The organism is Flavobacteriales bacterium (assembly GCA_030584065.1).
In the GTDB taxonomy this organism is placed as follows: domain Bacteria; phylum Bacteroidota; class Bacteroidia; order Flavobacteriales_F; family PHOS-HE28; genus PHOS-HE28.
This window is the reverse complement of sequence record CP129489.1, coordinates 2,766,202-2,786,399: the sequence shown is the minus strand read 5'-3', so window position 1 is coordinate 2,786,399 and position 20,198 is coordinate 2,766,202. Positions and strand designations below refer to the sequence as shown.

The 20,198-nt window shown below is 69.0% G+C and carries 11 protein-coding genes and 1 tRNA gene; 8 read left to right on the top strand and 4 right to left on the bottom strand.

Annotated features, from left to right (window positions below; genetic code table 11):
* The first annotated feature begins 2 nt into the window (after nt 1-2).
* Nucleotides 3-938, top strand: a complete 936-nt coding sequence (locus QY325_11750) for a cation diffusion facilitator family transporter (protein ID WKZ65433.1) — start codon at nt 3-5, stop codon at nt 936-938.
* Nucleotides 939-941: 3 nt separating this feature from the next.
* Nucleotides 942-1,085: a hypothetical protein gene (locus QY325_11745; GenBank protein WKZ65432.1), complete on the top strand. Its 144-nt coding sequence runs from the start codon at nt 942-944 to the stop codon at nt 1,083-1,085.
* Nucleotides 1,086-1,220: 135 nt separating this feature from the next.
* On the opposite strand, the gene QY325_11740 is transcribed toward QY325_11745, so the two are convergent.
* On the bottom strand, nt 1,221-2,090 hold the full coding sequence (locus tag QY325_11740) for a 1,4-dihydroxy-2-naphthoyl-CoA synthase (protein ID WKZ65431.1): 870 nt from the start codon (nt 2,088-2,090) through the stop codon (nt 1,221-1,223).
* A gap of 112 nt (nt 2,091-2,202) precedes the next feature.
* The gene (locus tag QY325_11735) at nt 2,203-3,672 is read right to left on the bottom strand and encodes a hypothetical protein (GenBank protein ID WKZ65430.1); all 1,470 of its coding nucleotides are present in this window, start codon (nt 3,670-3,672) and stop codon (nt 2,203-2,205) included.
* A gap of 64 nt (nt 3,673-3,736) precedes the next feature.
* Between QY325_11735 and QY325_11730 the strand changes: the two genes are divergently transcribed.
* Nucleotides 3,737-5,650 (top strand): peptide-N-glycosidase F-related protein, encoded by a 1,914-nt coding sequence (locus QY325_11730; protein ID WKZ65429.1) that lies wholly within the window; start codon nt 3,737-3,739, stop codon nt 5,648-5,650.
* A gap of 22 nt (nt 5,651-5,672) precedes the next feature.
* Here QY325_11730 and QY325_11725 read toward each other — a convergent pair whose 3' ends face one another.
* Both QY325_11725 and QY325_11720 read right to left on the bottom strand, forming a co-directional pair.
* Nucleotides 5,673-6,953 carry a hypothetical protein gene (locus tag QY325_11725; GenBank protein ID WKZ65428.1) on the bottom strand — a complete coding sequence of 427 codons (1,281 nt, stop codon included), beginning with the start codon at nt 6,951-6,953 and terminating at the stop codon, nt 5,673-5,675.
* Nucleotides 6,954-7,129: 176 nt separating this feature from the next.
* Nucleotides 7,130-7,489, bottom strand: coding sequence for a T9SS type A sorting domain-containing protein (locus QY325_11720; GenBank protein ID WKZ65427.1), 360 nt, complete (start codon nt 7,487-7,489; stop codon nt 7,130-7,132).
* Nucleotides 7,490-7,649: 160 nt separating this feature from the next.
* On the opposite strand from QY325_11720, the gene QY325_11715 reads away from it, so the two are divergent.
* The 5 genes from QY325_11715 to QY325_11695 all read left to right on the top strand — a co-directional run bounded on the left by QY325_11715 (nt 7,650) and on the right by QY325_11695 (nt 20,116).
* Nucleotides 7,650-7,721 (top strand) — tRNA-Arg (locus QY325_11715).
* A 176-nt stretch (nt 7,722-7,897) separates the two neighbouring features.
* A complete protein-coding gene (locus tag QY325_11710) occupies nt 7,898-8,890 on the top strand; it encodes a gliding motility-associated C-terminal domain-containing protein (GenBank protein ID WKZ65426.1) in 993 nt (330 codons plus the stop codon).
* Entirely contained in the window at nt 8,887-9,828 is a 942-nt protein-coding gene (locus QY325_11705) for a type IX secretion system membrane protein PorP/SprF (GenBank protein WKZ65425.1), read from the top strand. The genes QY325_11710 and QY325_11705 overlap by 4 nt, the downstream gene beginning before the upstream one ends.
* 18 nt (nt 9,829-9,846) lie before the next feature.
* The gene (locus QY325_11700) at nt 9,847-19,191 is read left to right on the top strand and encodes a gliding motility-associated C-terminal domain-containing protein (GenBank protein WKZ65424.1); all 9,345 of its coding nucleotides are present in this window, start codon (nt 9,847-9,849) and stop codon (nt 19,189-19,191) included.
* Nucleotides 19,192-19,195: 4 nt separating this feature from the next.
* The gene (locus tag QY325_11695; protein WKZ65423.1) at nt 19,196-20,116 is read left to right on the top strand and encodes a type IX secretion system membrane protein PorP/SprF; all 921 of its coding nucleotides are present in this window, start codon (nt 19,196-19,198) and stop codon (nt 20,114-20,116) included.
* Nucleotides 20,117-20,198 lie beyond the last annotated feature (82 nt).

The window sequence follows — 20,198 nt, the reverse complement described above, 5'->3', positions numbered from 1 at the left end:
CCATGGCCCACCACCCGCCCCCCCACGCGCACGCGGGCCATCACCACCACCATTCCGAGCACGCCCACGGCCACGTCTCCGCTGCCAGTGCCGCTGCCCTGCGCACCGCCTTCTTCGTCAACCTCGCCTTCACCCTGGTGGAGGTGGTCGGCGGCTGGTGGACCGGCAGCATCGCCGTGCTTACCGATGCCTTGCACGACGCCGGCGACTGCCTCGTGCTGGGCACCGCGTGGTACCTGCAGCGCGTGGCCATGAAGGGCCGCGATGCGCATTACAGCTACGGCTACGGGCGCTACAGCATGCTGGGCGGATGGCTCACCAGCGTGGTGCTCATCATCGGCGCGGCCTTCATGCTCAGCATGAGCGTGCCCAGGCTCTGGGCGCCGGAGATGCCGCATTCACTGGGCATGATCGGCTTCGCCCTCTTCGGCCTGGCCATGAACGGCTTCGCGGCGTGGAGGCTCCACGGCGGCGAAACCCTCAACGAGCGCGGCGCCTACCTGCACCTGCTCGAGGATGTGCTCGGCTGGGCCGCGGTGCTCGTGGGCGGCATCCTCATCCACTTCACCGGCTGGGCCATCGTGGACCCGATCCTCAGCATCGGCATCAGCGCCTACATCCTCCTCAACGCCATCGGCACCCTGCGCAAGGGCACCGGCATCCTCATGCAGGAGATCCCGCCGGGCGTCGACCTGCAGGCCGTGCGCACGCGCCTCATGGCCATCCCGCACGTGAAGGACCTGCACGACCAGCACACCTGGACACTCGATGGCAGCTTCGTCGTGCACACGGTGCACATCGTCGTCGAAGGTGTGGATCACCGCGGAGCGCTCGGCATCAAGGCCCAAGCCCGGGAAGCGCTCAAGGCGCATGGCATCCACCACGCCACCATCGAGCTCGAATGGGCCGATGAGGATTGCGGCCTCCAGCACCACTGAGCCATGAAGAAGACCGTCTTCCGCCTGCTCGCGCGCCTCAACAAGCTGCTCCTGCCCAAGCTCTGGGACAAGAACCTCATGCGGCTCACGAGGACCCAGAAGCTGATCGTGGCCTGGCGGTACTACGTCACGCGCAACGCGTTGTAGTCGTCACTCCGGAGGCCGGGCGATCGCAGATCGCTTGTCCCGGCCATCCGGAGTCTCACCAATGTTGAACTCGGCATTGGTGTGACTCCGGGTCACGCTCGCAGAGCCTCGCTTGCCCGGAGTGACATAGCGTGACTACGGAATCCACTTCCCCTTCCCGAACTGCGGCTTCCTTTTTTCCAGGAACGCGTTGCGCCCCTCCTTCGCCTCATCGGTCATGTAGGCCAGCCGTGTGGCCTCGCCGGCGAAGACCTGCTGGCCCACCAGCCCATCGTCCGTGAGGTTGAAGGCGAACTTCAGCATCTTGATCGCGGTGGGCGATTTCGCCAGAATCTCCTGCGCCCATTGCCAGGCCGTGCTCTCCAGCTCGGCATGCGGCACGCTGGCGTTCACCATGCCCATCTCGTAGGCGCGGTCGGCACTGATGTCGCGGCCCAGGAAGAAGATCTCGCGGGCGCGCTTCTGCCCCACCATCTTGGCGAGGTAGGCGCTGCCGTAGCCACCATCAAAGCTCGTCACGTCGGCATCCGTCTGCTTGAACACCGCGTGCTCTTTGCTCGCGAGGCTGAGGTCGCACACCACATGCAGGCTGTGGCCCCCGCCCACGCACCAGCCGGGCACCACGGCGATCACCACCTTCGGCATGAATCGGATCAGCCGCTGCACCTCCAGGATGTTGAGGCGCGGCATGCCGCTGTCGTCCACGTAGCCCTGGTGGCCGCGCGCGCGCTGGTCGCCGCCGCTGCAGAAGCTCCACACGCCATCCTTGGGGCTGGGCCCTTCGGCGCTGAAGAGCACCACGCCGATGTCGGTGTCCTGGTGCGCGTCGTGGAAGGCATCGAGCAGCTCGCTCACCGTGTGCGGGCGGAAGGCGTTGCGCACCTCCGGCCGGTTGAAGGCGATGCGGGCCACGCCGCCGCTCTTGCGGTAGGTGATGTCGGTGTACTCCTTCGCCGTGCGCCATTCAGGAGGCGCGGCCTGGAGCTGCATGCGTGACTTCGTCATGTTGGCGTGATGATGCATTGGGCCGCAGAGGCGCAGAGAAGCGGAGGGGATCAATGCCAGCCGTGCGTACGATGCGTTGTTCAGTCTGCCTGCAAAGGAACTCAACACGGTTTCAATGCGTTCTCGGCGCCTCTGCGTCTCTGCGGCCCATCACGAACGCCGCGCACGCCACCCCGATGAACAGCACCGGCAAGGTGTAGCGCTCCTCCACGCCGCGTTGCACATAGGCCAGGTAGAAGAGGTAGGGGCACGCACCAGCCGCCATGAGGCGAAGGGGGCGCGGCACGCGCAGCAGCGCAGCGAGCGGCACGCACAGCAGCAATCCGATGTGCAGCAGCGCGGAGGCCCAGCGCAGCGCCTCCGCCCAGGCCTTGCCGCGCAGCGTGTGCTGGAACATCCACAGGTTGAGGTTCGAGTGCGCCACCATCCCCCGCAGCACGCGCAGGGGCACGCGCACATGATGATGGAAGGGGTGCGCGGCGCGCCAGCCGGCGGTGATGCCGTGCAGGCTGCCCAGGATGCGCTGCTCCGAGGCCGTGGGGCCCACCACGGTGCCGTGCGGACCGCCCAGCGCGGGGGCCAGCTCGGTGGCGTTGAAGCGCTGCCACGCGGCGAAGGCGCTGCGGATGGCCTGCTCCTCGGGCGCGGTGAGCAGCCCGGGCGGGGCCAGCGCGAGGTAGCCATCGGCGTAGCGCGCGGCGGTGTCGCCGGCAAGCGCGGCGCGGAAGGCCGGCTCCATCACCCCGTGGAAGGCATCGCCGCGCGCGCCCCAGCTCTTCGCGAGCGCCCAGAAGGCGCCGTGCATGGGGCGGTTGATGCCCGGCTCATCGGTGCGGTACACGGGATGCAGGCCGATGGGCGCGCCGGCCCGCAGCGCGTTGAAGGCCCACCAGCCGAGCAGCGGCCCTGCGGCCAGTGCCGCACTGGCGGCCGCGCGCCGCCACCCGCGCGCGCGCAGCGCGGGCAGCAGGGCCAGGCCCGCCCACCCCAGCGCCGGGCGCGTGAGCAGCAGCAGCCCCCAGGCAATGAGCCCCACGCGCAGCCAGGGGCGCGGCGCATCCGTTGCCCGCAGGGCGCAGCAGAGCACCAGCAGCGCCAGGGAAGGGGTCACGCCCTCGGTGAGCGTGTAGTGCAGGAAGCCGTGGAAGGTGGGCATGGCCGCGAAGGCGAGGGCCAGCGGCCAGCGGATGGCGGGCCGCACGCGCGCCCGCACCAGCGCCTCCCACAGCAGCGCCACGGCAGCGGCATACAGCAGCACCTGCAGCCACACCAGCGCGCGTACCGCCGGCAGCGGCTGCAGCAGCAGGCGGGGCAGCAGGTAGAACAGCCCGTAGCCCGGTGGCCGCAGGTCCGGCCGCACGGCCATCGGCCCCTGCTCCAGGTCGGGACGCGTGCCCAGCAGCCGCTCCGCGCCCTGCAGGTAGGAGGCATCGTCCACCGCCATCACCGACCAGCCGTCGCGCACCTGCTGGCGCGCCACGGGCGAGGCCTGCATGGCCCGCAGGTTCCACCGGTTCCAGCCCTCCGCGCAGGCCAGCGCCAGCAGGGCCAGCAGCAGGTGCGTGCGGAAGCGGCGGGCCATCCCGGCGAAAGTACCCGTGCGGCATTTGCGCGCTACGCCGATGCTGTGCAGCTTGCGCCCGTTCATGCGCCTCCTGCTCCTCGTCGCCCTGCTCGCTGCGGCCCCGCTTGCGGCGCAGGACACCCTGCTCGTCCGCGCCCACCAGCGCGCCACCATCGTCACCGACCCTGCTGCCGGCGTGCGCGCCTATCCGCTCAAGCTGCGCTTCCCCAGCGCCCGGACGGCCGTGCGCAAGGCGCTGCTCACCCTCACGCTGGCTTGCCCCACCGGCTTGCGCTGCGCCGATTGGGACTACCTGGACCACGTGCTGGTGCGGCCGCTCAGCGGCACCGATACCTTCGAGGTGGCGCGCGTGCTCACCCCCTACGGCGGCCAGTTCGGCCCGGACTGGCGCTTCACCTGGCAGGCCGACATCACCGACTTCCTGCCCGTGCTGCGCGACAGCGCCGAGGTGATCTACGTGCACAGCGGCTACGAGCCCAACGAGGACCGCGGCTGGGCCCTCTCGCTCGACTTCCGCTTCGTGCAGGGACCGCCCGCCGCCGAGGTGCTCGCCGTGCAGCAGCTCTACCGGGGCCACTTCGCCTATGGCGACCCGGCGCGCTCCGTGGAGGAGGACCTGCCGCTGCGCGCCGTGGCCACCGATCCGCGCGCAGCCCTGCTGCGGGTGCGCATGCACCACACCGGCCACGGCATGAACACGGGCGATGGCTGCGGTGAATTCTGCCGCAAGTGGCGCAGCGTGAAAGTGGACGGCCGCGAGGTGAGCCGCACCGCCCTCTGGAAGGAGTGCGGCCACAACCCCCTGTACCCGCAGGCCGGCACCTGGATCTTCGACCGCGCCAACTGGTGCCCGGGCGAGCTGCAGCCCTCCGAGGCCGTCACCGTGCCCATCGCCGGCGGCGGCCGCCCGCTGGACAAGCACACCGTGGACATCGACCTGGAGCCCTACGCGCACGACAGCAGCACGGCGCGCACCAGCATCGCCGCCTACGCCGTGCAATTGGCCCGGCCGCGCGCGCTGCACGATGCGGCGGTGGAGGCCATCCTGCTGCCCAGCGACGATCCGCGCCATGCCCGGCTCAACCCCGCCGTGCACGAGCCGCGGGTGGTGCTGCGCAACAACGGCGAAGCCCCGCTGGACCTGCTGCTGATCCGCTACGGAACCGAGGGCTTCCGGGAGCGATCATACGTGCACGCCAGGCGCATCGCCTTCGGCGCAACCGACACCGTGACGCTGCCCCACCTCATCGACATGAAGCCGGGCCGCAACACCTTCACCGTGAGCGTGCACGAGCCCAACGGGCACAAGGACGGCTGGAAGCACGACAACGCCCTGCGCAGCACCTTCACCGCGGCCGATGTGCTGGACAGCGTCCTCATCGTGCAGCTGCGCACCAACGCCGAGCCGCAGCACAACGCGATCTCCCTGGCGTCCACGCGGGGCCGGCTGCACATCGACCGGCCGCTGGGCGCGCTGCGCCCCGATACCCTCTATACCGACACCCTGCGCCTGCCGCCGGCCAGCTACGTGCTGCAGCTGGCCGATACCGCCGGCGACGGGCTGGAGTTCTGGTACAACGCCAAGGGCGGGCGCGGCTTCCTGCGCCTGCTCGATGGGCAGGGCCGGCTGCTGAAGCGCTTCCAGAGCGATTGCGGCAATGGCCTCCAGTACCAGTTCCGCGTGGGCGGGCCCTCCACCGTGGCGCCCGATGCCGCGGCGGATATCGGCCTCTTCCCCACGCGCACCACGGGCCCCACCGTGCTCGACTACTTCGCCAACGTCCCGGGCGCCCTGCGCATCCGCGTGGTGGGCGAGGATGGTGCCGAGGCGGCGCTGATCGAGCCCCCCGCGCCGGTGAAGGAGCTCATCCTGCCGATCGACCTGAGCGACAAGCCGCGTGGCCGCTACACGGTGAAGGTGGAGCGCGACGGCGCGGAGGTCTTCAGCCGCAGGCTGCGGTTGGTGGAGGACTGAGCGTACCAGGCTGCGCTGCGGCTCAGGGTCGGTGGAGCTTGGCGTACCGCACCCCCAGGCCCGGGCTGCTTACCTGGAGGAGGTAGATGCCGGGTGGCTGTTCGTGCAAGGAGATGCGCATGCGGTCGGCCGCCAGGCTGCCACGCTGCACCTCGCGGCCGGCGGCATCGCTCAGGCGCCATTGCCAGGCTGCGGCCTGTGGCAGGGCTAGCTCCCAGGAGAGGCCGCCATCGTGGGTGCCGGGTGCGGCCAAGGCTTGGGCAGGCCCTTCGGTGACTGTGGCTGTGCCGCCCCCCGGCAGCGCGCCCAGGTATTGGGCCACCTGGTTGATCGGCTGGCCGTCGATCTGGTCGAATCCGCCGCAGATGTACAGGCTGTCACGCCAGAAGGCCATGTCGCGGATGCGGGCCAGGTCGGGCACCAAGGGGTGCGGGGTGTGGAATGTGCCCGGCAACCCGCTCCATTGGCTGCCGTCCCAGATGGCCAGCCCGCCATTGAGGGCCTGGCCGCCGGCGTGGTCGAAGACTCCGCCCACGTAGAGGTGGCCATGGTGCCATTTCATGCGCATGGCCGTTGCTCCGCCGGCCTCTGCCAGATAGGCCAACCCTCCGCCCATGTCGCTCCAGCTCTGGCCATCGAATGCAGCTACCAAGTTGCCGGGCGCGCCGGTGCTCTGCTTGAAGGTGCCGCACACGTAGAGCACGTCATCGTGGATGAGCACATCACGGATGTGGTAGGCGTTGCCCCAGCCGGGCACGTATTCCCATTCAGATCCATTGAACCGCATGAAGTACCTGATGCCAGGCCCTATCGGATTCTGGAATCCACCGGTCATGTAGGTCATGCCTTGGAATTCGAACACATAACCCACATAGTCGCCATTGTCCGGTGCCGGAGGGATCTGCCCCCAGGGCTCCCACTCGTGGAAGGCGCTGCCATCGTAGCGGTACACGCAAGCCTCGGGGTAGCCGCAGAGGCTCTCGGAGTAGCCGGTGGCGTACATGCTGGTGGCGCCCGGGGTCTTCTGCACCAGCGTGTTCAGGCCGCTGCTGGGCGGATTTACGCACTCCAAGGCCTCCCATCGTTGGTTCATCTCATCCAAGCGGGCGAAGGAGGCATTGCCAACCCCACCTCCTGCATCGAAGTTGTAGTTGCCGCATGAGTACAGATTGCCTAAATGACGCAGGAACCAGAAGGTCTGTTGGGCAGCCCCGCCGTTGATTGGTTGTATGCGGTGTGCCAAACTATCCCAGCGCATGCCGTTCCAGGCGGCTTGCCCAACACCGAGTACGGTATCGGACACATTCCTGATATAAAGGAAGGTTCCTCCAGCGAGCAGTCGATTGCTAATGCTGTCCCCATAAAGAGTCTGCACCTCGGTCGGCCCGATGGTGCCGCGTCCACAGGCCTTCCAGTTGGGCTGAGCGAACAAGGTGCTGGAGCATATGCTCAGGATACCCGTAAGAAAGCGCGAAAGCCTCATTGCCGAACGACTTTGGCTGACAGGACGATGCCCGAGGCACTGACCGCGCGCACCGCATACAAGCCGTTCGCATGCCTGGACAGATCGATGGCATGCCGCTTCTGGACCTGTTGCGCGATGGCTACCGCACGACCTGCAGCGTCGAAGACCTGTATCGCCCAAAGCTCATCGGTGGGCAGGCTCGCCATCCAAGCGCTCTGTGCATACGGTGTCAACAGCAGGGTGCCTTGCACCTGCGCAGGCATGGCCGCCTCAGGCAGGCCCACGGACAGTTGCGCACCGAAGCTGGCGATGAAGCCATCGTGCGGTGGGTCCAGGGATTCCGGGTAGCCGGTTTTGGGGAACTCATGGTCCATGGCACTGACGAACCGGTTCGGAAGTTGAAGGTAGATCGGTATGCGGCGGAATCCAAGGCCGTGTGGCGGGCGGCCTCTCCACCGACCACCGGTTGGCGGATGCGAGCGGAAGGCCACAGCTGGCGTGGCCCGTCGCCCTCTACCTTCGCGCCGCTTTTGCGACCCCATAGTTCAATGGATAGAATAGGAGTTTCCTAAACTCTTGATCCAGGTTCGACTCCTGGTGGGGTCACACGGGGAAGAGGGGTCCGGCTGTCGCAGGGCCCCTCTTCGTTTGTCCGCGGGGCGCGGCCGCCCTCAACAGAGCGCTGTGTGAAAGTGCGCTGCGGCCCTTGCCGGGCGCGGGAAAGCGGGCGTCTACTTTCGGCGGGGCCGCGTGCATCCTGTGCGCGCCCCCTGCACGCACCCATGCGCCTGGCACTCCTTGCCTGCCTGCTCTCGGCCACCGCCACGGCCTGGGCCCAGCCGCCCAACAGCGACTGCGCCACGGCCGCGCTCGTGTGCGCCCAGCAGCCCGTGGGCGGCGACAACACCGGCGCCAACGGCACGCTGCCCGGGTTCTGCCCCGGCACGGACAACCTGCTGTGGTACACCTTCACCACCAACAGCGTGGGCGGCCCCGTGCAGGTGGCGGTGGAGGGCATCGCCTGCCCCTTGGTGGGGGGCATGGACAACGAGCTGAGCCTGGTGGTGCTCGCCGGCAACGGCAGCTGTACCCCGGCATCCTTCACCGCGGTGTCGGCCTGCGAGCTGGATTCCATGGCCTTCGCGGTCACCACCCAATCGCTGATGCCCGGCACCGTCTACTGGGTGGTGGTCTCCGGCGCCATCAACGACGGCGCCCTCATCGCCGCCCAATGCGGCTTCAGCCTCACCGTATCGGGCCCCGGCGTGGATGTGGTGGGCGTGGACTTCACCGCCGGGCCCGACGAGGAGATCCCGCAGGGCGGCGCCGTGCAGCTCGATGCGCAGGGCGGCACCACCTACGACTGGACCCCGACCACCGGCCTCAGCGGCAACGGCATCCCAGACCCCATCGCCAATCCGCAGAGCTCCACCACCTACGCGGTGACCACCGTGATCGGCGGCTGCACCTACACCGACTCGGTGAGCGTGAACGTGATCCGCCTCATCGAGCCGCCCAACACCTTCTCGCCCAATGGCGATGGCCGCAACGACGTGTGGGAGGTGCCCGGCATCCAGGACTACCCCGGCGCCGTGGTGATGATCTACGACCGCTGGGGGCAGCGCGTGTTCAACAGCAACGGCTACCGCGAGCCGTGGGACGGCACGCGCAACGGGAACCCGCTCTCCGAGGGCACCTATTACTACCACATCCAGCTGAACCCGGTGGAGGGCCGCTCCGACCCCTACACGGGCTACATCTCCATCATCCGATGAGGACCGCCGCGCTGCTGCTCCTGGCCCTGCTGGCCTCCGCGCCCGCCGGGGCGCAGCAGCTGGCGCAGTACACGCAGTACGTCTTCAACCACTTCAGCGTGAACCCCGCCGTGGCCGGCAGCAAGGACTGCCTCGACGTGCGCCTCGGCTACCGCCAGCAGTGGGTGGGCCTAGAGGGCGCCCCGCGCAACGGGTGGGCCAGCCTGCACGGCACGCTGGGCCGCAAGAAGGGCGGGCCCAACCGCAACCGCCATGGCATCGGGTTCTTCGCCGAGAGCGACAACGCGGGCAACTGGGGCTATACGCGCCTGGCGCTGGCCTATGCCTACCACATGCAGATGGCGCGCGACTACCACCTGAGCTTCGGCTTCTTCGGCGGTGCGCAGCAGATGAAGTACGATGTGGGCGCCAGCACCGTGGTGGACTACAACGACCCGGCGCTCGACAGCCGGGCCACGGCGCTGGTGGTGCCCGAGGTGACCCCCGGCATCTGGGCCTACAACAAGGTGGCCTGGGCGGGCCTTTCCATGCACCAGGCCCTGGGCAACCGCATCAGCGGCATCGGCACGGATTCGCGGCTGGCGCGGCAGTTCATGCTCAGCGGCGGCTACAAGTACCGCATCGGGCGCAAGACCGCGCTCATCCCGAGCCTGCTGCTGAAGAAGAGCAAGGCCGCACCTTGGGCGCTCGACATCAATGGCATGGTGGAGTGGAACCGCAAGTTCGCCCTAGGGGCGGGCTACCGGGCCGGCGATGCGGTATCGGTGCTGATGAAGGTGAGCTTCGCCAAGTACTTCCAGCTCGGCTACAGCTACGACATCACCACATCGCGGCTCCGCGTGGGCAGCTCCAACACGCACGAGATCATCCTGGGCATCACCCCGTGCGGGCAGGAGGACATGAGCCGCCGCATGATCAATTGCCCGGCGTTCGACTAGACCCTTGAATCACCCGCGATGCGCATCCACGCCCTCCTCCCGCTCACGATCGCCGCGCTGATCCTGCTGCCCGCCGCGCCGGCGCAGGCCCAAGCGGGCACCGGCCGCACCCTGCACTGGGTGGGCGGCAACGGCTCATGGAGCGATGCGGCGCACTGGAGCCTGATGGCCGGCGGCGCCGGCGGTGCCGGCGTGCCGGGCGCCACCGACGATGCGGTGATCGCGCCGGCCGCCGAGACCGTGGTGGCGGTGGAGGGCCGCGCGCGCTGCCGCAGCCTGCGGCTGGATGGCGCCGCCGCCTTCGTGCGCGTGGATGGCGGAGGACGCGATGCGCTGGAAGTGCATGGCGATTGGTCGATGAGCGGCAGCGTGCAATGGGCCTTCGGCGGAACGGTGCGGCTCACCGGGGCGGGGGAGGGCCGCGTGATCGACACCCGGGGCATCCCCCTCGCCGGCCAGCTGCGGTTCGATGGCGAAGGCTCCTGGTCGCTGCTGAGCGACCTCCACCTCACCGAGGGCGACCTCACCTGGCGCTCGGGCACCGTGCACGCCGCGGGCGGCCTGGTGCAGGCCCGCACCCTGTGCAGCGAGGGCCGCGCCACCCAGCGCCTGATGGCCGGCCGCAGCGTCATCCGCCTCGCGCGCGCACCGGAGGCCGGTGTGCTGGAGCGCGTGGTACAGGCCCAGGAGGCCACGCTGCTGGTGGGGGCGGAGCCGGTGCGCCTGCCGCAGGCGATCCCCCCGGGCGGTGAGGACCGCGACGTGGCCGTGTGCGCCACCGGTGCGGGGCAGACGCCCTTCATCGCCACCACCTCGGCGACGACCAACTTCAACGGATTCAACGTCAGCTGCCGCGGTGCCTGCGATGCCACCATCACGGTGAGCGTCACCGGGGGCGTGGGTCCCTTCACCTACTCCTGGCTCTTCGGCGGCCCGGCCACGCAGACCTGGACGGGGGCATGCGGCGGCCCGCAGATCGTGGTGGTCACCGACGTGGGCCAGGGGGTGAGCTGCGGCGTGCCCATCAACGTCACCGAGCCGGGCCCCTTGGGTGTGATCTTCTTCGGCGCCGGCACCCCGCCCGCCTGCGCCGACGTGTGCAACGGCTCGCGCACGGCCCTGGCCATCGGCGGCGTGGCACCGCACAGCTACAGCTGGAACAATGGCGCGGGCACCGGCTCGTCGTTCAACCAGCTCTGCGCGGGCACCAATACCCTGGTGATCACCGACGCCAACAATTGCAGCTTCGATACCACCTTCACCTTCAACCTGCTGCCGATCCAGCCGAACCTGAGCTTCACGGGCACCTCGTGCAACGGCCTCTGCGATGGCACGGCATCGGTGAATCCCGCAGGCGGCACGCCCCCCATCGCCGTCACCTGGACGCCCGCGCCCGGCGGGGGCCAGGGCACCAACACGGCCACGGGCCTCTGCGCCGGCAACTACAGCGTGCTGCTGGTGGATGCCAACGGCTGCGATACCACGGTCGCCTTCACCATCGATCAGCCGCCGCCCATCGTGCCCAATCCCGCGCAGACCGATGCGAGCTGCTTCGGCGTGTGCGACGGCACCGCCACGGTGAATCCGACGGATGGCGTGGGCCCCTATGCCTACGACTGGACGCCCGCGCCCGGAGCGGGCCAGGGCACCAACGCGGCGACAGGGCTCTGCGAAGGCGCGTACAGTGTCCTCATCACCGACCAGGGCACGGGCTGCACCACCACGCAGGCCTTCACCATCGCGTCGCCGCCCGCCATCGATGTGCAGGGCACGGTCACGCCGGCCAGCTGCTCCGACGCCTGCGATGGCACCATCGGCATCACGGTGAACGGCGCGGTGCCGCCGTACACCATCACCTGGTCGCCGCCGGTGACGGGGCAGGGCACCCCGAACGCCACAGCGCTCTGCCCCGGAGTGTACAGCGTCACCGTGGCCACGCCGAACGGCTGCGACACCACGCTCACCTTCACGGTCACCGCGCCCGCGCCGATCCAAGCCGCCGTGCAGACCACCGATGCGAGCTGTGCGGGCGTGTGCGATGGCGCGGCCCAGTCCCCCGGCGTCACCGGCGGAACCGCGCCCTATGCCTTCCTGTGGACGCCTTCGCCGGGTGCGGGGCAGGGCACCGATACCGCCACGGACCTGTGCGCGGGGAGCTACACCCTGCTGATCACCGATGCGAACGGCTGCGACACCCTCATCGCCTTCACGATCAATGAGCCGCCGCCCTTGGTAGTGGTGCCCGCCCAGACGGATGTGACCTGCGGCAGCCTGTGCGATGGCACCGCGAGCGTGGCGGTCTCCGGCGGCTCGCCGGGCTACACCTATGCCTGGACGCCCGCCGTCACCGGGCAGGGCACGCCGGATGCGACGGGCCTGTGCGCGGGCAGCTACAGTGTGCTGATCACCGATGCGAACGGCTGCACCATCACCCAGTCGTTCACCATCCTCGATGCCGTGCCGCTGGATGTGTCGCTGCAGGTGCTGCCGGCCAGCTGCCCCGATGCCTGTGATGGCGAAGCGGGCGTGATCGTAACGGGCGGGCAGGCGCCGTATGCCTTTGCCTGGTCGCCCGAGCCCGGCGCGGGCCAGGGCACGGCTGCGGTCACCGGCCTCTGCCCGCAGGCCTATTCCCTGGTCATCACCGATGCGGTGGGCTGCGATACCACCATTGCCTTCACGGTGCCGGCGCCGCCGCCGATCGTTGCGACCGGCACGGTGACGCCGCCCTCGTGCAGCGGTGCGTGCGATGGGAGCATCAGCCTGTCGGCGAGCGGAGGCGACGGTACCTTCACCTACCTCTGGTCGCCTGGGGTGACCGGTCAGGGCACGCCGAATGCCACGCTGCTCTGCGCGGGCAGCTACCAGGTCACCGTTTCCAGCGGCGGCTGCGACACCACGATCACTTTCGAGCTCATCGCTCCGCCGCCGATCGATGCCGCACTGACCACGACTGACCCCACATGCGCCGGTGCATGCGATGGCGCGGCCAGCGTGACGGTGGCCGGTGGCACGCCGCCTTATGCCTTCCTGTGGACACCCGCGGTCAGTGGCCAGGGTACGCCGGATGCAGCGGACCTCTGTCCCGGCAACTATACGGTGCTGGTCTCGGATGCGGCGGGCTGCGACACGCTCATCACCTTCACCATCATAGAGCCGCCGCCCATCGTGGTGGACCTGACGACAACGCCGGCCAGCTGCGGCGGACTCTGCGACGGCACGGCCACAGCAACCGTGACGGGCGGCGCTGCGCCGTACCAATACGATTGGCAGCCGGAGCCCGGGAGCGGCCAGGGCACGCCGGATGCGACGGGCCTCTGCCCCGGCGCCTATGCGCTTACGGTGACGGATGCGAACGGATGCGTCTTGGCCACGCCCTTCACCATCAGCACACCATCGGGAATCGACGCCCAGGGCACGGTGACGGATGCCAGCTGCGGCAACAGCTGCGATGGCGCCATCGCCGTGACGACGGCGGGCGGGCTTCCGCCCTACACCTACACATGGTCGCCGGAGCCGGGCACCGGCCAGGGCACGCCCAACGCGGGCGGGCTGTGCGCCGGGGTCTGGACGCTGCAGATCACCGATGCGGCGCAATGCGACACGGTGCTGCTGTTCACGGTGGATGAGCCGGACCCCATCCTGCCCAACGGGGTGAGCACCGATGAGACCTGCAATGGCCCCTGCGATGGCACCGTGACGGTGAGCCCCACGGGCGGCGTGGCCCCCTACACCTTCACGTGGGACCCCCCACCGCCGGTGGGCGATGGCACCAATGCAGGCAGCGGCCTGTGCCCGGGGACCTGGAGCGTCACCATCACCGATGCCAGCGGCTGCGACACCACCGCGGTGTTCGAGGTGCTGCCCAAGGTGCCGGTGACGAACAACCTCGTCTGGACCGATGCCACCTGCCCCAACACGTGCAGCGGAACGGCATCGGTGACGCCGGCAGGCGGCATCCCCCCGTACACCATCGTGTGGGTCCCGGAGCCGCCCACAGGCCAGGGCACCACGGCCGTGAGCGGCCTCTGCATCGGGCTCTGGGAGGTGCAGGTGTTCGATGCCGTGGGCTGCGTGGGCGCCACGCCATTCTTCATCGGCGCACCGCCGCCATTCGATGCGGGCCTTGCGGTGAGCCCGGAGGATTGCACGGCACCCTGCACCGGATCGGCCACCGTGACCCCCACGGGCGGAACGGGCGCCATCACCATCCTCTGGTCGCCTGAGCCCGGCGGCGGGCAAGGAACGACCACGGCCACCGGGCTCTGCGCCGGCACGCCGTACACGGTCACCCTCACCGATGCCAGCGGCTGCGACAGCACCTTCACCTTCACGGTGGATCCCTTCACGCCCATCGCCCCCAACAGCAGCAGCACGCCGGTGAGCTGCGCGGGCTTCTGCGATGGCACGGCCACCGTGGGTCCCACGGGCGGAGCCGGCCCCTACTCCTTCCTCTGGTCGCCGGGGGGCCAGGATACGCCCCAGGTGAGCGGCCTCTGCGAAGGGGTGTACACCGTGACGATCACCGACGCCAATGGCTGCAGCATCGATGCGCAGGTGCTCATCACCGGTCCGGCGCCCATCGCGGGCAATGCGGCCGTCTCGGACATCTCGTGCAACGGTGAGTGCGACGGGGCCATTGCGCTCAACGTGACGGGCGGCGTAGCGCCCTACACCTATGCATGGACCCCCACGCCACCGAACGGCCCGGGGCAAGCGTCAGCCACGGGGCTCTGCGCCGGCACCTGGGAGGCGGTGGTGACGGATGCGACCGGGTGCAGCACCACGCTCGCGTTCACCCTCACGGAGCCTGATGCGCTCGCGCTCAGCGTAGCCGTTACGCCGAGCGAATGCCAGGTCTGCATCGGCACCGCCGCCGCCACCGTCTCCGGCGGCACGGCGCCCCTCACCGTGGAATGGTACAGCGCGGCCGGCTCGCTCATCGGCGCCGGCCTCAGTGTGAGCGACCTCTGCGCCGGCGTGTACACGGCGGTGCTGACGGATGCCAGCGGATGCTCGGTCCAGCAGGCCGTGGCCGTCACCGATGCCGCAGGCGAGGACATCACCGCCGTGGATGGTGCCACCAGCTGCCCCAATGCCTGTGACGGCAGCGTGAGCGTGGACCTTGTCTGCGCCGATGCACCGTGCGTCATCGCCTGGTTCGATGGGCAGGGCAACGACCTGAATGCGAACGGCACCGCGCTCTCCGGGCTTTGCCCCGGCGATTACCTGGTGCAGGTGACCAATGCGTCCGGCTGCGTGAGCATTGACACCGCCACGGTGGCGGCGCCCTCCCCAACGGACCTGCTGGTGAGCAGCGAACCGGTCTCCTGCGCCGGCGCATGCGATGGCACTGCCACGGTGGGCGTGAGCGGCGGCACGCCGCCCTATACCTTCACATGGTCGCCTGAGCCGGGCGGCGGACAGGGCACGCCGCAAGCCACGCAGCTCTGCCCCGGCGTCTACACCGTGCTCATCAGCGATGGCGGCGGATGCGACACCACGGCGCAGGTGCTGATCACGGAGCCCGCGCTGCTTGCAGTAGGGTCGGTGGTGATCGGCGCCTCCTGCGCAGGCCAATGCGATGGCAGCATCACCCTGAACATCACCGGCGGCACCGCACCCTACGGCATCGCGTGGTCTCCGCAGCCGCCGGGCGGCCAGGGCGGATTGCCTGCGGCGTTCGGGCTCTGCCCGGGCGATTGGACGGTGGTCATCACCGATGCCAACGGATGCTCCTACACCGAGACCTATACCATCACGGAGCCGCAACCGCTGCAGGTGGCCGTGAGCACCGTGCCGAGCACCTGCCCCAACTGCGACGGACAGGCGACGGCCGCCATCACCGGCGGCACGCCGCCCTACACCGCCGAATGGTCGCTGGGTGGCACGGTGGTGGCCACGGGCGAGAGTGCGACGGGCCTGTGTGGCGGCCTCTACACGCTGGCGGTCTCCGACATCAACGGTTGCAGCAGCACGCAGCTGGTGCAGGTGAGCGACGGCAATGCCGACCCGCTCACGCCGGTGAACGGGCAGACCACCTGCGGGAACACGTGCGATGGCGAGGTGAGCGTGTCCTTCACCTGCAGCGCACCGCCGTGCAACCTGGTGTGGTACGATGCCACGGGCAACGTGCTCGCCACGAATCAGGGCGCGCTCACGGGCCTCTGCGTCGGCGCTTACACGGCTGAGCTGACCAATGGCAATGGATGTGTCAGCTTCGCCACGGCCGAGGTCACGCCCTCGCAGGCCATCATTCCCAACCTGAGCAGTTCGCCAGTGACCTGCGCCGGGGCGTGCGACGGCACGGCCACCGTTGGCCCCACGGGAGGCGTGGCCCCCTATACCTTCCTCTGGAGCCCCGGCGGTGAGGACACCCCGCAGCTGACGGGCCTGTGCACCGGCGTCTACACCGTGCTCATCAGCGACGCTTCGCAGTGCGACACCACCGTGCAGGTGCTCATCACCGAGCCGCAGCCCCTGGCGGTGACGGCCACGGTGCAGGAGGTGCAGTGCGCGGGCGACTGCAACGGGGCCATCACGGCGGCCGTCACCGGTGGCGTAGCCCCATACGCCTACGCTTGGTCACCTGAGCCCCCGGCCGGCCAGGGCACCAATGCCATCAGCGGACTCTGCCCCGGCACCTGGACGCTGACCGTGACCGATGCCGGCGGTTGCATCCTCGCAGAGGATTTCGTGCTCGTCGAGCCCGCACCCGTGCAGGCGGTCATCACCGTCACCGAGAGCGCGTGCGGGGTCTGCAACGGCACGGCGGCCGCTGCGCCGGTCGGCGGCACAGCGTCCTACTTCACCACCTGGCTGAGCGGCGGAGCCATCATCGGCACGGGGGACAGCATCAGCGGACTCTGCGCGGGCTTCTATCAGGCCATCGTCGCGGATGCCAACCTCTGCGCGGATACGGTGCTCGTGGCCATCAGCGATACCGACGGGGAGCAGCTCACCCTTGCCGATGGGATCACCAGCTGCCCCGGTGATTGCGACGGTACGGCGAGCGTTGACTTCACCTGTGCGGAGCCGCTGTGCTCCATCGCCTGGTTCGATGCATCGGGCACCGACCTCGGGCAGACGGGCAGCACCGCCACCGGGCTCTGCGCAGGCCTCTACCTGGTGCAGGTCACGAATGGCCTGGGCTGCATCACCATCGATACGGCCTTCGTTACCGAGCCCGACCCGATCGTGCCCAACCTCGGCACCACGGCCGTCTCCTGCGCGGGCCTTTGCGACGGATCGGCCACGGTAGGCCCCACGGGCGGGCAGGCCCCCTACGTGTTCCTCTGGGCCCCCGGCGGTGAGGACATGCCGCAGGTGACGGACCTGTGCGCCGGCGCCTACAGCATCACCATCACGGACCAGGCGGGCTGCAGCATCACGCAGGACGTGCTCATCACCGAGCCTCAACCATTGGCCGTGGCGGGCACCATTGTGCCCATCACCTGCAACGGCGCGTGCGATGGTGCCATCACGGCAGACGCCAGCGGCGGCACTCAGCCCTATGCCTACAGCTGGTCGCCGGAGCCGGGGGGCGACCCCACGCTGCCGGCGATCACCGGCCTCTGCGCGGGCGACTGGACGGTGACCGTCACCGACGGCAACGGATGCACGACCTCCGCCACTTTCGCCATCACGGATCCGCCGCTGCTCGAGGTCCAGGTGGCCACCACGGACAACATCTGCTTCGGCGATTGCACAGGGACCGCTACCTCGGTGGTGAGCGGCGGCGCTGCGCCCTACACGCTCATCTGGCGCGACGGGGCCGGGAGCATCGTTGCGCAGGATGTGCCGGACCTCGGTGCGCTGTGTGCGGGCGACTACAGCCTGGAGGTGACCGATGCCAATGGCTGCACCATCAACGCCCCCTTCACCATCACGCAGGGCGATGCGATCGAGGCCAACCTCACTTGGACCAACGAGACCTGTTTCGGTCCCTGCGATGGAACAGCCGCCATTGCGCCGAGCGGCGGCACCGGGCCATTCACCATCTCCTGGTCGCCGGAGCCCGGCACCGGACAAGGCACCGAACAGGTGACGGGCCTCTGCGCCGGTGACAACAGCGTCACCATCACCGATGCGCTGGGCTGCGACACCACCTACACGTTCACCGTGCTGCCCTACACCGACATCGCGGACAACGCCGCGGTGACCGACGTGCAGTGCAATGCGGCCTGCGATGGCAGCATCGTGCTCAGCCCGACGGGCGGCATCGGCAACTTCACCTACAACTGGAGCCCGGTGCCGCCGAACGGCCAGGGCAACGATTCCGCCACCGGCCTGTGCCCGGGCACCTGGCAGGTGATCATCGGTGACGATGTGGGCTGTTCATTCACCTTCACCTATGCCATCAACGAGCCGTCGCCGCTGTCGCTCAACGTGGACCAGGTCACCGACGCCAGCTGCGCCGATGCCGCTGATGGCGCCGTCGCCGTGACCATTGGCGGCGGCACACCCGCCTACGAAACCGCATGGTCGGGTCCCGGCGGCTTCGCGTCAACCGACGAGGACATCAGCGGCCTCGCACCGGGTGACTATTCGATCACCGTCACGGATGCGAACGGATGCACCATCACGCAGCAGGTCACGGTGGCCGCGCTCAGCACGGTGGTGGCGGATGCCGGGGCGGACCTCACCGAGTGCTTCGGCGTGGCCATCACGCTGGACGGATCGCAGAGCACAGGTGCCCTCACCTATCAGTGGCTCGATGACCAGGGCGACGTCATCGGCACCGATCCGGTGCTCGCCCTCCCGGGCCTGGCCAACGGCTCCTACACCTTCACGCTGATCGTGGCCGACGGCCCATGCACGGACAGCGATGCGGTGACCGTGACCGTTCTCGACCTGCCCATCGCCGACGCCGGCCCGGACCAGACCATCTTCCTCAGCGGCACGGCCACCTTGGGCGGTTCGCCCACCGGCCCGCAAGGAGCGGTGTTCCTCTGGTCGCCCGATTCGCTGCTTAGCAGCGCCACGGTGCCCGACCCCGTGGCCGACCCGCCGTCGACCACCTGGTTCACCGTGCTTGTCACCGCCCCGAATGGCTGCGTGGCGCTCGACTCGGTGCTGGTGACCGTAGTGCCCGAGGTGGTCATCCCCAACGGATTCACGCCCAACGGCGACGGCTGGAACGATGCCTGGGTGATCGACTTCATCGACCTCTTCCCGGAGAGCGAGGTGGAGGTGTACAACCGCTGGGGTGAGCTGCTCTTCCGCAGCGTGGGCTACAGGACGCCTTGGGATGGGCGCTACAACGGCGGCTTCGTGCCCGTGGGCACCTACTACTACGTGGTGAAGCTCAACGATCCGCGCTTCCCCGACGCCTTCACTGGTCCGCTCACCGTGATCCGCTGATGCCATGAAGACCCTTCGCCACTTCCTCCTTTCCGCAGCGGTGGGCATGGCCGTGCTGCAGGGCCATGGCCAACAGCTGCCGCAGCTCACGCAGTACGTGCTCAACGATTACATCTTCAACCAGGCCGTCGCTGGCAGCCGGCCTTTCTTCGAGCTGCGCACCGGGCACCGCTACCAATGGGTGGGGGTGCAGGATGCGCCGCGCACCTTCACCCTCAGCGCCTCCTCGCCGCTGGGCGCCAAAATGGGCCTCGGCGGCTACCTCTTCACCGACATCGTGGGCCCCACGCGGCGCACCGGCGTGCAGCTTTCCTGGGCCTACCACCTGCGGCTCACGGAGGACATCCGTTTGGGCATGGCCCTCTCCGGCGGGCTGCTCCAATTCCTCATCGATGGATCCAAGATCCAGTTCCGCGACCCCGGCGACCCCATCATGGACGACCAACTGCGCGGTGAACTGAAGCCGGATGCCACCTTCTCCTTCCTGCTCTACCATCCCAACTGGTGGGTGGGCGCCGCCGCGCCGCAGCTGCTGAACAACGAGGTGGTATTCCTGCACGAGAACACGGGAACGCTGAGCCGCATGGAGCGCCACTACTATGCGATGGGCGGCTATCGGCTGCCCTTGGGCGAGGACTTCAGGCTGGAGCCGTCCTTCATGGTCAAGTACGTTGCGCCGGTGCCGATGAAGGTGGACGTGAACCTGCTCATGCGCTACCGGAACACGGTTTGGCTCGGCGCCGGCTACCGCACCAACGACGCGTGGAGCGCCACCATCGGGTACTGGCACAAGCAGCAGTTCCAGTTCGGCTATTCCTACGATGTGATCACCAGCAACCTGCGCAATTACAGCACGGGCACGCACGAGGTGACCCTGGCCATCACGCTGGGCCGCCCGGCGGCTGGCGCGCAGCCTGCACCGTAGCGGGCTGCGGTCCGTGAGGCCTCCCGGCGTGCCGGCACCCTCGGATTTCGTCGACCGCATCACCATTATCGTCGATAATGCC